This is a genomic window from Desulforapulum autotrophicum HRM2 (assembly GCF_000020365.1).
In the GTDB taxonomy this organism is placed as follows: domain Bacteria; phylum Desulfobacterota; class Desulfobacteria; order Desulfobacterales; family Desulfobacteraceae; genus Desulforapulum; species Desulforapulum autotrophicum.
On record NC_012108.1, the window covers coordinates 2,838,764 to 2,853,865 of the forward strand.

Annotated in this window: 13 protein-coding genes; 6 read left to right on the forward strand and 7 right to left on the reverse strand. The window is 51.6% G+C overall.

Annotation, left to right across the window (positions count from 1 at the left end; all coding sequences use genetic code 11):
• Window positions 1–25: 25 nt before the first annotated feature.
• Entirely contained in the window at window positions 26–2,110 is a 2,085-nt protein-coding gene (fusA, locus tag HRM2_RS12365; RefSeq protein WP_015904346.1) for an elongation factor G, read from the reverse strand.
• A gap of 174 nt (window positions 2,111–2,284) precedes the next feature.
• Here fusA and rsmG point away from each other — a divergent pair, with 174 nt between their 5' ends.
• The 6 genes from rsmG (at window position 2,285) to pyk (ending at window position 9,846) form a co-directional block, all read left to right on the forward strand.
• Entirely contained in the window at window positions 2,285–2,962 is a 678-nt protein-coding gene (gene rsmG / locus HRM2_RS12370; RefSeq protein ID WP_187149242.1) for a 16S rRNA (guanine(527)-N(7))-methyltransferase RsmG, read from the forward strand.
• Between the two features lie 126 nt (window positions 2,963–3,088).
• On the forward strand, window positions 3,089–5,899 hold the full coding sequence (gene ileS, locus HRM2_RS12375; protein ID WP_015904348.1) for an isoleucine--tRNA ligase: 2,811 nt from the start codon (window positions 3,089–3,091) through the stop codon (window positions 5,897–5,899).
• A 4-nt stretch (window positions 5,900–5,903) separates the two neighbouring features.
• A complete protein-coding gene (gene lspA, locus HRM2_RS12380; protein ID WP_015904349.1) occupies window positions 5,904–6,392 on the forward strand; it encodes a signal peptidase II in 489 nt (162 codons plus the stop codon).
• 8 nt (window positions 6,393–6,400) lie between these two features.
• Complete coding sequence (gene lgt / locus HRM2_RS12385) at window positions 6,401–7,189, forward strand: prolipoprotein diacylglyceryl transferase (protein ID WP_015904350.1); 789 nt, start codon at window positions 6,401–6,403, stop codon at window positions 7,187–7,189.
• Window positions 7,176–8,438 carry a DNA polymerase III subunit delta gene (gene holA / locus HRM2_RS12390; RefSeq protein WP_015904351.1) on the forward strand — a complete coding sequence of 421 codons (1,263 nt, stop codon included), beginning with the start codon at window positions 7,176–7,178 and terminating at the stop codon, window positions 8,436–8,438. Before lgt ends, holA begins: the two co-directional genes overlap by 14 nt.
• Window positions 8,431–9,846, forward strand: coding sequence for a pyruvate kinase (pyk, locus tag HRM2_RS12395; RefSeq protein ID WP_015904352.1), 1,416 nt, complete (start codon window positions 8,431–8,433; stop codon window positions 9,844–9,846). The genes holA and pyk overlap by 8 nt, the downstream gene beginning before the upstream one ends.
• Window positions 9,847–9,849: 3 nt before the next feature.
• On the opposite strand, the gene HRM2_RS12400 is transcribed toward pyk, so the two are convergent.
• From HRM2_RS12400 to gcvH, 6 genes are all read right to left on the reverse strand, one after another.
• Complete coding sequence (locus HRM2_RS12400) at window positions 9,850–10,098, reverse strand: hypothetical protein (RefSeq protein ID WP_015904353.1); 249 nt, start codon at window positions 10,096–10,098, stop codon at window positions 9,850–9,852.
• 146 nt (window positions 10,099–10,244) lie between these two features.
• Window positions 10,245–11,111, reverse strand: a complete 867-nt coding sequence (gene lipA, locus HRM2_RS12405; protein WP_015904354.1) for a lipoyl synthase — start codon at window positions 11,109–11,111, stop codon at window positions 10,245–10,247.
• 8 nt (window positions 11,112–11,119) lie between these two features.
• Complete coding sequence (lipB, locus tag HRM2_RS12410) at window positions 11,120–11,881, reverse strand: lipoyl(octanoyl) transferase LipB (RefSeq protein ID WP_015904355.1); 762 nt, start codon at window positions 11,879–11,881, stop codon at window positions 11,120–11,122.
• Window positions 11,866–13,353 (reverse strand): aminomethyl-transferring glycine dehydrogenase subunit GcvPB, encoded by a 1,488-nt coding sequence (gcvPB, locus tag HRM2_RS12415; RefSeq protein ID WP_015904356.1) that lies wholly within the window; start codon window positions 13,351–13,353, stop codon window positions 11,866–11,868. Before gcvPB ends, lipB begins: the two co-directional genes overlap by 16 nt.
• Window positions 13,353–14,684, reverse strand: a complete 1,332-nt coding sequence (gene gcvPA / locus HRM2_RS12420) for an aminomethyl-transferring glycine dehydrogenase subunit GcvPA (protein ID WP_015904357.1) — start codon at window positions 14,682–14,684, stop codon at window positions 13,353–13,355. The genes gcvPB and gcvPA overlap by 1 nt, the downstream gene beginning before the upstream one ends.
• Window positions 14,685–14,700: 16 nt before the next feature.
• Window positions 14,701–15,099: a glycine cleavage system protein GcvH gene (gene gcvH, locus HRM2_RS12425; RefSeq protein WP_015904358.1), complete on the reverse strand. Its 399-nt coding sequence runs from the start codon at window positions 15,097–15,099 to the stop codon at window positions 14,701–14,703.
• Window positions 15,100–15,102 lie beyond the last annotated feature (3 nt).

The following is a 15,102-nucleotide window of genomic DNA, read 5'->3' on the forward strand; positions in this document are numbered from 1 at the left end:
CCTCGCTTTATTTTTAATTGAATGCTTAATTTTTCTTCTTATCTTCTTCTTCTTTGGCCTTTACAAGCTCATCGGCAACCGACTGGGGTACCTGCTTGTAAGCTGAAAATTCCATGGAAAACTGGGCCTTTCCCTGGGTGGCGGATCGAAGAATAGTCGAGAAACCAAACATCTCGGAAAGGGGAACGCTGGACTCAATTACAGACATGACTCCCTCTTCCTGGGAGCCCTGGATAATACCCCTGCGCTGGTTGATAAGACCCATACACGAACCCTGGAACTCGTTGGGAGTCTCAATGACAACCTTCATGATGGGCTCGTGGATAACCGGCTTTGCCTTGAGATATCCTTCGCGGAAACCGCCCCTTGCCGCAGCCTGGAAAGCCATTTCAGACGAATCCACGGCATGGTAGGCACCGTCTTCAAGGACCACCCGGACTCCGGTGATTGGGAACTCCATCTTGGGTCCCTTGTCCATTGAGTTCTTGAACCCTTTTTCACACGAAGAGATGAACTGGGTGGGAATTCTTCCGCCCGTGACCTTGTTGACAAATTCAAACTCTTCGTCAAAGGGTTCCACATACCCCATAACCCGTCCAAACTGGCCCGAACCACCGGTCTGCTTCTTGTGGGTGTAGTTGAATTCAGCTTTACGGGTGATGGTCTCACGATAGGCAACCCGGGGCTTGCCGGTGATCACCTCGGCCTTGTACTCACGCTTCATGCGCTCCACATAGACCTCAAGGTGAAGCTCACCCATACCCTGGATAATGGTTTCGTTGGTCTCCTTATCCACAAAGGTCTTGAATGTGGGATCCTCCTTGGTGAACCGGTTGAGAGCCTTGGACATGTTGATCTGGGACTTGTTGTCAACCGGCTGAAGGGAGAGGGAGATAACCGGGTCCATGACGTGCATGGCAATCAGGGAGTAGTTAATACCTGGGCTCACAAAGGTGTCTCCAGATGCACAGTCAACACCGAACATGGCACCAATATGACCTGCAGGAATCTCATTCACCTCTTCCATTTCAGAGGCGTGCATGCGGATGAGCCTGCCGACCTTTGTCTTTCTGCCGTCCCTGGAATTGATCACTGTGTCGCCTTTTTTCAAACACCCCTGGTAGACCCGCATGTAAGTGAGCTGGCCATACTGGCCGTCCTCAAGCTTAAAAGCAAGGGCAACCGTGGGCTTATCAAAGCTACTTTCGAGCGTAACGGTCTCTTCATTGTTGTCAAGGTCAATGGCGACATTTTCAACATCAATGGGCGAGGGCAGATAGTCAAGTACAGCGTCAAGCAGGGGCTGAACAGCCGTATTCTTATAGGCAGAGCCCATGAACACAGGCGTCATCTCCCGGGCAATGGTTCCCTTGCGGACCGCTTCTTTGATCATCTCTTCGGAGATTTCTTTTTCTTCAAGGATGGCGTCCGTGAGATCGTCGGAAAATGCGGAAACCGCATCGATCATGATTTCTCGCTTCTCGGCTGCGTCTTCTGCAAGTTCTGCCGGAATATCCTTGACTATGACCTTTTCGCCGTTGTCACCCTCAAAATAATAGGCCTTCATGGTAACAAGATCCACAACACCTTTGAGCTTATCTTCAAGACCGATGGGAATCTGCATGAGGACCGAGTTATGGCCGAGCTTGTCCCGAAGCTGTTTTGCCACCCTGTAGGGGTTGGCACCGCTTCTGTCGCACTTGTTGACAAAGGCGATGCAGGGGACCTGGTAACGTTTCATCTGCTGATCAACGGTGATGGACTGGGACTGAACCCCTGAAACAGAACAGAGAATAAGCACAACGCCGTCAAGTACCCTGAGAGAACGTTCAACCTCCACGGTAAAATCCACATGGCCAGGCGTATCGATAATATTGACAGCAAATGTTTTCCACTCGCAATGTGTGGCGGCCGAAGCAATGGTGATGCCGCGTTCGCGTTCAAGCTCCATGGAGTCCATGACAGCACCTGCGCCGTCTTTGCCCCTGACCTCATGGATCTGGTGGATTTTGTCGGTATAGAACAAAATCCTTTCTGTAAGTGTTGTTTTACCCGAATCGATATGGGCGCTGATTCCGATATTCCTTACCCTTTTTAAGTCCTTAAGCATGATGAGACTGTCCTTTGACTGAAATTAATGCACACCCCATTATCAAGGATAATGGATAAATGTTGCCGCTTTTTTAATATTGAAAATTGGTATCGGCTCTGTTAGTATCAGTATTTTGATTAAGGTGTTACACGGTTTAAAAAAATTCCAATATAATAAATAATTATGCCAATCATGTCAAGCAAAAAACATATCCCAGACCCGCCCTTTGGCGGAGCCTGGAAGGAGATGGTCAAAAGCGGCGGTGATCAGTTGGGAATAGCCCTTAGCCCGGATCACCTTGGGACCATGGCACGCCATGGAACAGAGCTTTTAAAGTGGAACCGGAAGTTCAACATCACCTCGATTACCGATCCCCGGGAGATGGCCACAAAACATTTTATCGACAGCCTTGCCATTGCCCCCCATATTCCAGAAAATGCCAGGGTGCTCGACATGGGGTCGGGGGGCGGTTTTCCCGGTGTTCCCCTCAAGGTGGTTCGACCGGACTTGGAGGTTGTGCTGGTGGACGCATCCAGAAAACGGGTTTCGTTTCTCAACCGCCTTGTAAGTCTGACCGGACTCAAGTCAATCACCGCCGTCCATGCCCGGGCGGAAATCCTTGCCAAAGACCCGGCTTTCGCCGGCAGGTTCGATGTGGTTACATCCCGAGCCTTTACCGCCCTTGACCGATTTGTTGTGCTGGCCGCGCCTTTTTTGTCACCCACTGGTATTATTTTTGCCATGAAGGGCAGGGCGGGCACCGAGGAGGCCCACGCCGTCTCCCTGTCGAAATATGAGGTAAAAACCATCTCTTATCTGCTTCCGTTGGAAGACCATGGCCGGACCATTGTTTCAGTTAAGCCCCTTTAGAACCATGCAAAAGAAGGTTGATCTTGACTTTTACATGGATATTGACTTAACTTTAGGGTTTGATATTTTAAAGACACCATTTACATATATATTGATACATTCTACATTCCGATTCCTGGAGGATACATGGATTATAAAAAGACGCTGAACCTGCCATCCACTAAGTTTGCCATGAAGGCAAACCTGGCCAACCGCGAACCTGCCCAGCTTGATGCCTGGGAGGCGTCAGGACTTTACCAGAAGATCCGACAGTCTTCAAAGGGGAAGCCCAAATTTATTCTCCATGACGGCCCTCCCTATGCCAACGGCCACCTCCACATCGGACACGCCATCAACAAAATCTTAAAGGATATCATTATCCGGTCCAAACAGATGGCTGGATTTGACGCCCCCTATGTTCCAGGATGGGACTGCCATGGGTTGCCCATTGAGCACAATGTGGACAAAAAACTGGGCTCAAAAAAAGCCGATATGACCCCGGTTCAGGTGAGACAGGCCTGCCGGGAGTATGCCAAGGGCTTTGTGGATATCCAGCGGGAAGAGTTCAAACGATTCGGAGTAGCAGGAGAGTGGGATGAGCCCTACCTGACCATGAACAAAGCCTATGAGGCCAGGATTGCCAAAGAGTGCGGTGAGTTTGCCCTCCAGGGGGATATGTTCCTTGGTAAAAAACCCATATACTGGTGCTGCTCCTGCCAGACGGCCCTGGCCGAAGCCGAAATCGAATACAAGGACATAGGCTCGCCGTCCATCTATGTAAAATTTGCCGTCAAGGACGACCTTTCCAGACTTCTGCCCGCCCTTAAAGACAAAGAGACCTCATTTGTCATCTGGACCACCACCCCCTGGACCATTCCTGCCAACCTTGGCGTCTGTCTGCACCCAGAGTTTATCTACTCAGCCGTTGAAACACAAAATCATGGGGTGCTCATCCTGGCAAAGGAACTGGTGGAACAGGTGATGGCTACTTTTAACATTGACACCTACACCAATCTCGGGGACCTTGACGCAAAAGACCTTGAGAACACAAAATGCAGCCACCCCCTTTATGGCCGAGATTCCCTCGTGATCCTGGGCGAGCATGTCACCCTGGAGGCAGGAACGGGTTGTGTTCATACAGCCCCGGGCCATGGCGCCGACGATCATGTTGTCGGTCTCAAGTACGGGCTTGAGCCCTACTCTCCGGTCCTTGACAATGGCTGCTTTTCCGATGATGTCGAAGAGTTCAAAGGTCAGTTCATCTTCAAGGCAAACAAGGGCATTGTCGAGCGGCTGGACAATCTGGGCGCCCTGATCAAACAGGAAAATATTACCCATTCATATCCCCACTGCTGGCGGTGTAAAAAACCTGTGATATTCAGGGCCACCCCCCAGTGGTTCATCTCCATGGACAAGCTTGATCTTCGCAAGAAAAGCCTTGCCGAGATCGACAACGTCAACTGGATCCCGGCCTGGGGAAAGGCCAGGATCTATTCCATGATCGAAAACCGTCCGGACTGGTGTCTGTCCCGCCAGCGATCCTGGGGCGTTCCCATTCCCGTGTTCCACTGTGAAAGCTGCGGTGAGATCTATGTGACAAGGGAATCTGTCGACAAAATCCATAGCCTTTTTACCGCCCACAGCTCAGACATCTGGTTTGAATGGGAGGCAAAGGATCTCATGCCCGAGGGTGCCGTGTGCAAAAGCTGCGGCAAAGATAAATTCACCAAAGACCATAACATCCTTGACGTATGGTTTGATTCTGGGGTGAGCCATGCGGCAGTTCTTGAAGAACGTGAAGGCCTTGAACGGCCGGCAGATCTCTACCTTGAGGGCAGTGACCAGCATAGGGGGTGGTTTCACAGCTCTTTGTTAACCGCCGTCGGACGAACGGGAAAAGCGCCCTACAAATCGGTTCTCACCCATGGGTTTGTGGTTGACTCCCAGGGCAAGAAAATGTCCAAGTCCGTGGGCAACGTGGTTGCGCCTGAAAAAATAATCAAGGCCCACGGGGCAGATATCCTTCGCCTTTGGGTGGCATCTGCCGATTACAGGGACGATGTAAGAATTTCAGATAACATTGTCAATCAGCTCTCCGACGCCTACCGCCGCATCCGAAACACCTGCAGGTTCATGCTCGGCAACCTGTCGGATTTTAACCCGGCTGTGGATGCAAGACCAGTGGAAAACATGGAGGGCCTTGATCGGTTTATCCTCCACAGACTGAACCAGGTACTTGAACGATGCCTTGGGGCCTATGACACCTATGAGTTTCACACCATCCACCACAGCCTCCACAACTTCTGCGTGGTGGATCTGTCCGCCTTTTACCTGGACATCATCAAGGACCGGCTCTACACTTCACCTGCAACGGACACGGCAAGGCGGGACGCCCAGACAGCCATGTACCTGATTCTTGACAGCATTACACGGCTCATGGCACCCATCCTGCCGTTCACGGCAGAAGAGATATGGACCTACATGCCCGAGGTTCAGGGGAGACCGGAAAGCGTTCACCTGGCCCACCGCCCCAACGCCAATCCAGCATGGACGAACAAGGCCCTTGCCGATGATTGGGAAAAAATCCGGGAACTCAGGGCTGAGGTAACCAAGGCCCTTGAAGAGGCACGAACGGCAAAGCTCATCGGTCATCCATTGGATGCAGCCATTTTAATCAAGACACCCACCCAGGCCCTTGGGGATCTGTTAAGGGAATTTAGTGAGGATCTCAGGGACATCTTCATCGTCTCCGCCGCCGAAGTTACGGACACGCTGGAGGGGGATACCTTTGTGAGCAGCGAGATCAAAGGTCTTGCCGTAAAGGTGGCCAAGGCTTCGGGGAAAAAGTGCGACAGGTGCTGGAAGTACGACCTCACCGTGGGCGCTGAATCCTGCAGTGAAGGTGCCTGCAAGCGCTGCTCTTCAGCCCTTGAAAAGATTGCAGCCATTGAAGGATAGATCCATGAATACAAGGGCCCTGGTAAGGCTTTGTCTGGTAAGTACCATTATCATAGCACTGGACCAGGCCACCAAGGCCCTTGTTGCAACAACACTTGTCCTCCATGAAAGCATTCCTGTGATCCACGGGTTCTTTAACCTGACCCATATCATGAACCCCGGTGGTGCCTTTGGTTTATTTGCCGGGCATTCCCCTGAAGTACGGAAATTTTTCTTTTTGTTTGTCAGTTCCCTTGTGGCCCTCATGATCCTGTGGCTTTACCAGAGGACAGCACAAACCCACCGGGTCCTCTCCTTCGGCCTTGCCGCCATCTTTGCCGGAGCCGTGGGAAACCTTATTGATCGTTTCAGATTTGGAATGGTGGTGGATTTCCTTGATTTCTACCTGGGGGCATATCATTGGCCGGCCTTTAACGTTGCCGATTCCGCCATTACCATCGGCATGGTGGTCTTTGTCTACCATGTGATTTTTAACAAGGTTCCGGATCTATAGGAGTCCCCATGCACCCTGTCCTCTTTAAAATCGGAAATATAACCCTCTACACCTATGGGCTCTTTGTGGCCCTCGGATTCATGACCGCCCTGTGGGTTGCCAATCGCCGGGCTGAATACCGTGGAATCGAGCCGGAACTCATATCAGACCTTTTTTTTCTGATCCTTGCCTCATCATTGATTGGCGCACGTTTTTTTTATGTAATTCTCAATTTTTCCGAATTCAGCCACGATTTTCTCGAGGTGTTCAAGATCTGGAACGGCGGACTTGTCTTCTACGGCGGGTTCCTCTTTGCCATGGTCTCAGCTCTTGTGTTTGTTCGACGACGGTCCATCAATCTTTGGGCGACAGCTGACGTTCTGGCGCCACCCATTGCCATCGGACACGCAATCGGCAGAATTGGCTGTCTGTTTGCCGGGTGCTGTTATGGAAAGGTCTGCCACCTTCCCTGGGCCATCGAATTCCACAACATTGATTCCCTTGCCCCAAGGGAGGTGCCCCTCCATCCCACCCAGATCTATTCCATACTCTCCAACCTGATTATTTTCATCATCCTGATCCTGATGGAACGAAAAACGACCCACCCGAACAGGGGATTCAAGGGCCGAATCTTCTGGAGCTATATTTTTCTCTACGGGATGGCAAGAAGCGCCATCGAGACCTTCAGGGGCGATTTCAGGGGAAATTTTTTCATGGACATCCTCTCTGTTTCCCAGGCAATTGGGATTGCAATGGCCCTGTTTGCAGCCTTTATGCTTTTTTTCCTGTCACGGCAGGCACGACATGCCGGAAATTAATTACAATGCACTTTCTAAATTTCTTGCATCTGAACCCCTGCCGGGGTTCTTTCTTGCCTATGGCGAAGCGTTCCTCACCCGCAAGGCCTTTGATAAAATCATTGCAGCCCTCGTACCCGAAGAACGACGGGAACTATCCTATGAACTTTTAGAGGGGGTTGACGCATCCCTTGCCAATGTCAAAGAACGCCTGGCCACCTACTCGTTTGAACCGCTGCTGGTCCTGGGACTGAAGAATGCCCCTCTTTTTTCTGCCCCCACCGCTCCCAAAGTGGCGGGATTTTCGAAACAAGAGATAGACACCTTCCAGAAGTTCATTAAAAAACCTTTTTTGGAAGGTCATTTCCTTGTTGTCACAACCGACACCGCAGATAAGCGCCGGGCTCTTTTCAAAGAGATAAAGGCGGTGGGTCTGGTGATTGACTGTTCGGTTCCCAAAGGAAGTCGCCAGGCCGATAAAACACAGCAGTCCGCCATCCTGCGTCAGATTATGGAAGGTACTCTCAACGCCACGGGCAAGGGCATAGACGGGGACGCCTTTGCCATGCTTGTGGACCGTACCGGCTTTGACCCGTCAACCCTGAGTGACAACCTTGAAAAACTGGTCTCATTCATCGGCGAACGGGTCTCCATAACAGTTCAGGATGTGCAGAAGGTGGTAAAAAGAACCCGAAAGGATGCCATATTTGAACTCACCAATGCAGTATGCGACCGCAATGCAGGCACAGCTCTTTTTTATCTTAAATCCCTTTTAAACGCAGGCTTCCATCCGCTCCAAATTGTCATGGCCCTGTCAAACCAGCTCAGAAAACTTGTCCTTGTAAAATTTTTCATTGAAAGGTCCCGGCAAAGGGGAATCCCCTGCTGGCAACCCAACTCCCCCTACAACCGGTTCAAACAGCACACCATGCCCATGATTGAACAGGCAGATGCAGAGATTACAGCAACGGCCGAAAACTGGGACAGGACCCTTGCCGGTCATGCAGCGCCCACCCCGGCTGGAAAATCCGGCAAACCCAAAACCAATAAAAACCTGACAGATCTTTTAATTGCCCCTAACAAAAACAACACCTATCCGGTGTACCATACCTTTTTGAAAACAGACAATTTTTCCCTGGCTGAGCTGAAACAGGCAATAACCCGGCTCAGCGAGGTGGATATGAAGATGAAACGCTCGGCCAATGACCCTGAAATTGTGCTTGACAACCTGATTCTCTGGTTGTGCACAAAAGGAGAAAAAAATGCGTAGAAAGACAAAAATCGTGGCCACCATATCGGACCGGAACTGTGAGCCGGAATTTTTAAAACAGCTCTACGATGCAGGAATGGATGTTGTACGCCTGAACACGGCCCACCAGACCCATGAAGATGCCCTGAAGGTGATTGAAAACGTCAGAAAAGTCTCGAATAAAATCGCCATTCTCATCGACACCAAGGGACCTGAGATCAGAACCTGTGGGGCCGACACCCCCCTCACCGTTGCCTATGGGGATTTTATCCAAATCAAGGGAGCTCCGGACGAACGTTCTGCAGGCAATATCATCTATGTCTCCTACCCAGGTTTTGTAAATGACGTTCCCGTGGGAACCACCATCCTCATTGATGACGGATCCATCGCACTTACCGTCAAGGAGAGGAACTCAGATTTCCTTACCTGTTTTGTGGAAAATGACGGAATCATCTACGGCAGAAAAAGCGTCAACATCCCAGCCGTCCATGTGAAGCTGCCTGCCTTGAGCGAAAAGGACAAGGGATTCATCCGGTTTGCCGCAGACAACCATGTTGACTTTATTGCCCACTCCTTTGTCAGGCACAGGGAAGATGTGCTTGCCGTTCAGAGAATCCTGGACGAACGAAAGAGCACCATCAAAATCATTGCAAAAATCGAAAACAGCGGCGGAGTTGAAAACATCGACGAGATACTCGAAGTGGCCTATGGCATCATGATCGCCAGGGGAGATCTTGCCGTTGAGATACCGGCCGAAAAGATCCCTTTGGTTCAAAAAGCCCTGGTGCGGCGCTGTATTGAGAAACGGGCACCTGTGATTGTAGCCACCCAGATGCTCCATTCCATGATGACATCCCCCAGACCCACACGGGCCGAGGTGTCGGATGTGGCCAATGCCTGCCTTGATTCAACCGATGCCCTCATGCTTTCCGGGGAAACGGCCAGTGGCAAGTATCCGTTGTTAGCCGTTCAGACCATGGCAAAAATTGCCAACGAGGTCGAGACAAACCGGAGCACCTACATCAACACCCCCTACACCCTTGAAAACAAAATAACCGGTTACCTGGCAAAGTCGGCGGTCAAGGCATCCATGCGTCTAAACACCGAGGCCATCGTTGCCGATTCCATAACAGGTACCACCATCCGGGCCATTGCCGCCTATCGGGGAGACAACCCCATCTATGCCCAGACCTATGATGAAAAGGTAATGCGTGAACTTGCCCTGAGCTTCGGGGTCCATGCCGATACCATTCAAAGGGAGGAGGCAACCACCATTCCCATTAGAAAGGCAATCCTCAGGCTCATCGAACAGGGTATCCTCAAGGAAGACACCCTGATAACGGTTCTTGCCGGTCACTTTGGATCAGATCATGGCGCCTCTTACATTGAGATAAGCACGGCTAAAAGAATGATGGCAAGGGGATGCTAAATCCTAGAGCAACAGCTTGTTCTGTTCCGCAAGCATATTCCATTTGTTCAGGGGAATGGAGGTGATCTTTGTAAGATCATGGTTGGGTATGAGGCCAAAGTTGGGGGATGCGATATAAACTACCGTTGATTTACCAGGGGTCAGTTCTTCCTGACCGCCATCCTGAAGGGCAATGCGTTTTCCAACGAATTTTAATGCCTTGTCTCCCAGGCCTTTAGTCTCTTTTGGGGTATAGACGGCTTCATAGTACATTTTAAAATCCTCTCAAAAGTAGATGCCAACTAACAAATCAACGGGAAAAAATATATACCGAATATACCGCATCCAAAGGATTAAATAAAGATAAATCAGCAAACAGTTTCACCCGAATCAACCCGTTGAACAGAAGCGCAGTATTTCTAATTGTGAGAAAAAAGGGCCTGGGCTTCAAATGAGCTTCTAACAAACGGACCCGATGCAACAGTTTTAAATCCCATTCCCAGTGCCAGCTCCTTGAGATCGTCAAATTCGTCCGGTGGATAGTAGCGATCCACGGCAAGGTGGGCCTTTGACGGCTGAAGGTACTGGCCGATGGTGAGAATACTACATCCATGGGCCACAAGATCCTTCATGGTCTCCAGAAGTTCTTCCCGTGTTTCACCCAGACCCACCATTAATCCTGATTTCACAGGAATGGCTGGATTTATCTGATGTGCCCGGGCAAGCAGTTCAAGGGAACGATGGTAGATCGCCTCAGGCCGTGCCGTCGGATACAGGGATGGGACTGTTTCAATGTTGTGGTTTAGCACCTCAGGCCGGGCATCCATAACTGTTCGAAGGGATGACTCACTGCCGCCAAAATCAGGAATCAGCACCTCAACCCCGATCAAATCGGGCAGGGTTTCCCTGAGGGCTTCAATGGTCCTGACAAAATGGGCCGCTCCCCCATCTTCAAGGTCGTCCCGGGTGACCGAGGTGATCACCACATAGGTTAGTCCTAGGGCAAGGGCTGCCCTGGCAACGGATTCAGGCTCCGTTGCGTCGGGCGCCAAAGGTTTTCCGTGACTGACATTGCAGTAGCGGCAATTCCGGGTACAAAGATCCCCAAGAATCATAAAGGTTGCCGTGTGGTTTGCGAAACAATGCCAGATATTCGGGCATTTTGCCTCCTGGCACACCGTGTGGAGGTGTGCACCCTGAACAAGCTTTCTCACCCGTTCAAATTCAGGCCCCCTTGGAAGGGAGCGTTTGAGCCAGGCAGGTTTTGCAGTGGTTTGAGTGTTCATTTTTTTCCTCAAAAAAGAGTTTCCAAATGGTGAACCAGTCGGTGTTTGGCCCTGTCAAGGCCAGTAGAGCCATCAAGTCCATTGGATTTTTCCTGGCCAATACACTCCCTTTGGATGGATGTCATGGAAACGTCGGTCATGCCACAGGGATTTATCCAGGAAAAGGGGGCAAGATCCAGATTAACATTCAGGGCAAGGCCGTGGAACGAGATGTTGTGGTGTATGGCAAGGCCCACGCTGCCGATCTTTTTTTGAACCCCCTGGCTGGTTACCCAGATACCATGATTTTTCGAATTTCGACCGGCCCTGACATCAAAATCAAGGCAGGTGTCGATCATGGCCTGTTCAAGGGTGTGGACAAAATCAGCCACCCCGATCTTCGCCCTTGCCAGATCCATGATGGGATAAACCACCACCTGGCCCGGTCCGTGGAAGGTGATATTACCCCCCCGGCCCGTTTCAATCACACAGATTCCCCGGGTTTCAAGGAATGCATCATCAACCATGAGGTTTTCCCTGCCGCCCCTTCGACCCAGGGTAAAAACAGCCGGGTGCTCGACCACCAGAATCACATCTGCTCCATGGGGGTCATCAACCTTTTGAGCGACAATTTTTTTTTGAAGGACAAAGGCAGTCCCATAGTCCATCAGGCCCAGGTCCTGAACCCGGCGACAACCCTGACCCCCCCGGGGGGTCTTAAAGACCGAACCCATTGGACGGCCATTCGTGGCTCGTCCTTTGGCCGACCCATTGTTTAACCGCACAGGCATGGCTTCCTTGCCGCTGTTACCTCGTCCAGGCGTTGCATCTTTGGCAGATGGGGGGCGGACCTGACAAGATCGGGGTTTGTCCGGGCCTCCTCGGCAATGGCCTTGAGGGCATGGATCAAACCATCAATGGTCTCCTTGGATTCCGTCTCTGTGGGTTCTATCATCAGGGCACCGTGGACAACCAGGGGAAAATAGATGGTCGGCGGATGGAACCCGTAATCCATGAGCCGTTTTGCCATGTCAAGGGTGGTCACCTTGTGGGGAGCCTGGCCCTTGTCGCTGAACACACATTCATGCATACAGGGCCTGTCATAGGCAAGATCAAGGGTGTCCTTAAGACTCTCCTTGATGTAGTTCGCGTTGAGAACGGCTAACTGGCTGACCCGTTTCAACCCGTCGGGCCCCAGGGATCTGATGTAGGCATAGGCACGGACAAGGATTCCGAAATGACCGTAAAAGGTGAGCATCCGCCCAATGGAATCCGGGCCCTTTTCCTTGAACGAAAACCCCTTGTCATCTTTGACTATCCGTGGTCCCGGCAAGAATGGCACCAGCTTCTCCACCACAGAAATGGGTCCGGACCCGGGCCCACCACCCCCGTGGGGAGTTGAAAAGGTCTTGTGCAGATTGTAGTGGACCACATCCATGCCAAGGTCACCGGGTCGTACTATGCCGAGAACCGCGTTCATGTTGGCGCCGTCTCCGTACACAAGGCCACCTTTCTGGTGAACGATATCACAAATTTCTTTTAAGTCTTCTTCAAACAGCCCCAGGGTATTGGGATTGGTGATCATTATCCCTGCCGTGTCCTCGTCCATGGCATCGGCAACAGCTTTGGGGGTCAGCATACCAAGTTCCGAGGATGTGATGTTCACGGGCGAATATCCGCAAAGGGCTGCACTTGCGGGGTTGGTTCCGTGGGCCGTGTCCGGAATGAGAATCTTTGTGCGCTGGCGTCCGTTCTTTGCATGATAGGCGTGGATAATCATCATTCCTGTAAGCTCACCATGGGCACCGGCTGCAGGCTGCAAGGTGGTGGCTGCCATGCCTGCAATCTCGGCAAGGAATCCTTCGAGGGTATGCATCAGCTCAAGGGCGCCCTGGGAAAGATCCGGGTCTGCCAGGGGATGGGCTGCGGCAAATCCAATCCTTGCCGCCTGGACATCGTTGGTCTTGGGGTTATACTTCATGGTACACGACCCAAGGGGATACATGGCAGAATCAATGCCGATGTTCCATTGGGAAAGCCGAGTGTAATGCCGGACAACATCAAGCTCATAAAGTTCAGGTAACTCGGGTGCTTCGCCCACAAGGTCAGGGTCAAGGGGGGATACTTCAACATCCGCCAGGGGAATTGAGATGCCGCATCGGCCGGGTTTACTCTTTTCCCACAACAGGGGTTCCTTGAAAATCAATCCTTGGGTGCCATTGCCGGTTTCTGGTTCTAGGCCGGTTTTGTTTGGGGTTTCCATTATTTCACCTCCCTTGCCAGGGTTTCCATATCCTGCCTGGAAAAGACTTCGGTTGCGCAAAACAGATAGTGGTTGGCCAGGGCCGGGTAATAGGGCTCAAGGTCAAGGCCTGCCACCATGTTGAAACGGGTTTTAAGGGTCTCTCGCTTTTCCCTGAACCCGTCATTCACCTTTAAGACAAACTCGTTGAAAAAGGGTCGGTCAAAGGCCGGTTCAAGGCCTGCATCCTGGAGGGCAGCCTTCAGGAATACGGCCTTGTCATGGTTGATCTGGGCGATTTTACGCATACCAACCCTGCCGGTAAAGGCCATGTACATGCCCGCAGCCATGGCGTTTAGCCCGTTGTTAGAACAGATGTTGGAGCTGGCCTTTTCACGTTTGATGTGCTGCTCACGTGTGGCAAGGGTCAGTACAAATCCGGGTTCGCCAGCCATGTCTGTGGTTTTTCCCACATAGCGGCCGGGCAGGGCGCGCATGAGATTTTTGGTGGACGAGAGGATTCCAAGGCCCGGACCGCCAAAACTCTGGGGGATACCAAGGCTCTGACCTTCGCCGGCAACCAGATCTGCGCCAAAGCTTCCGGGGTTTTTCAGTAAGCCATAGGCCAGGGCTTCGGTGAACGAGGTGATAAACAACGCTTTTTTTGAATCAGCAATGGCCTTGACACGGGCAAGATCCTCAATGCAGCCCAAAAAATTAGGGCTCTGCACGGCAATGCCGGCCACATCAAGGGTATCAAGCAAGGAAAAGTCGGTGGTGCCGTCGGGATTTTGGGGAAGCTCGACCATGGAATAGCCGGCCGGCGTCAGGTAGGTTTTGATGATTTCCCTGTGAAAGGGATGAACCAGGCTTGAAACGGCCACGGTTCGGGTCTGTTTATTTTTCCTGAGTGCAATTAACAGGGCCTCGGCAAGGGCCGTTCCGCAGTCATAGTGGGAGGCTGTGGCGATATCCATGCCTAAAAGCGCGGTGATCATGCTCTGGAACTCATAGATACCCTGGAGGGTACCCTGGCTGACCTCGGGCTGGTAGGGAGTGTAGGCCGTTGCAAACTCAGATCGACCGATCAGATAGGAGAGGGCGGAAGGGATGTGATGGCTGTAGCTGCCGGCCCCAATAAACACCCGGGACCTTGAAGCTGCCCCCATGGAACCGGCAAGGGCCTCCATGTGGTCGTTCAGAGCCCACTCGTCCATGGCCGGGGGCAGATCAAGGGGCTCCCTGACCCTGAACTTTTCAGGTATTACGGTGAAAAGATCCTCAAGAGAGTCCATGCCCGTGACGGACAGCATCTCTCGTATGTCCTGGTCTGTATGGGGTAGATAGCGCATGGTTTTATCCTTCGTTTTATCCTTCTAAAGATTCAAGGTAGGTTTTCTTATCCATTAAAAGGTCCATCTCAGCGACATTGGACGGCTTGACCCGGATGATCCATCCGGCACCATAGCAGTCGTTGTTGACAAGTTCAGGGGCATCTTCAAGCCCTTGGTTAATCTCCACAACTTCGCCGGAAACAGGCATATAGAGCTCTGAAACCGCCTTTACCGATTCAACAGTACCAAACTCATCCCCCTTTGAGAAAGAGGTCCCGATTTCAGGCATCTCCACAAAAACAATCTCCCCAAGCTGATCCTGGGCATAGTCGTTGATGCCGATGGTGAAAACCGTGTTCTCGACCTTTGCCCACTCATGGTCCTCGGTGTAGCGTACATCTTCCGGCAGATTCAGTTCATTAATTTCTTTCATTGG

Bases quoted from the DNA above. Each gene is read 5' to 3' on its own strand.
- lipA (WP_015904354.1), bottom strand. From the start codon at position 11,111: ATGAACACTCAAACCACTGCAAAACCTGCCTGGCTCAAACGCTCCCTT.
- gcvPB (WP_015904356.1), bottom strand. From the start codon at position 13,353: ATGGAAACCCCAAACAAAACCGGCCTAGAACCAGAAACCGGCAATGGC.
- ileS (WP_015904348.1), top strand. From the start codon at position 3,089: ATGGATTATAAAAAGACGCTGAACCTGCCATCCACTAAGTTTGCCATG.
- gcvH (WP_015904358.1), bottom strand. From the start codon at position 15,099: ATGAAAGAAATTAATGAACTGAATCTGCCGGAAGATGTACGCTACACC.
- rsmG (WP_187149242.1), top strand. From the start codon at position 2,285: ATGTCAAGCAAAAAACATATCCCAGACCCGCCCTTTGGCGGAGCCTGG.
- lgt (WP_015904350.1), top strand. From the start codon at position 6,401: ATGCACCCTGTCCTCTTTAAAATCGGAAATATAACCCTCTACACCTAT.
- fusA (WP_015904346.1), bottom strand. From the start codon at position 2,110: ATGCTTAAGGACTTAAAAAGGGTAAGGAATATCGGAATCAGCGCCCAT.
- gcvPA (WP_015904357.1), bottom strand. From the start codon at position 14,684: ATGCGCTATCTACCCCATACAGACCAGGACATACGAGAGATGCTGTCC.
- pyk (WP_015904352.1), top strand. From the start codon at position 8,431: ATGCGTAGAAAGACAAAAATCGTGGCCACCATATCGGACCGGAACTGT.
- holA (WP_015904351.1), top strand. From the start codon at position 7,176: ATGCCGGAAATTAATTACAATGCACTTTCTAAATTTCTTGCATCTGAA.
- lspA (WP_015904349.1), top strand. From the start codon at position 5,904: ATGAATACAAGGGCCCTGGTAAGGCTTTGTCTGGTAAGTACCATTATC.
- HRM2_RS12400 (WP_015904353.1), bottom strand. From the start codon at position 10,098: ATGTACTATGAAGCCGTCTATACCCCAAAAGAGACTAAAGGCCTGGGA.
- lipB (WP_015904355.1), bottom strand. From the start codon at position 11,881: ATGCCTGTGCGGTTAAACAATGGGTCGGCCAAAGGACGAGCCACGAAT.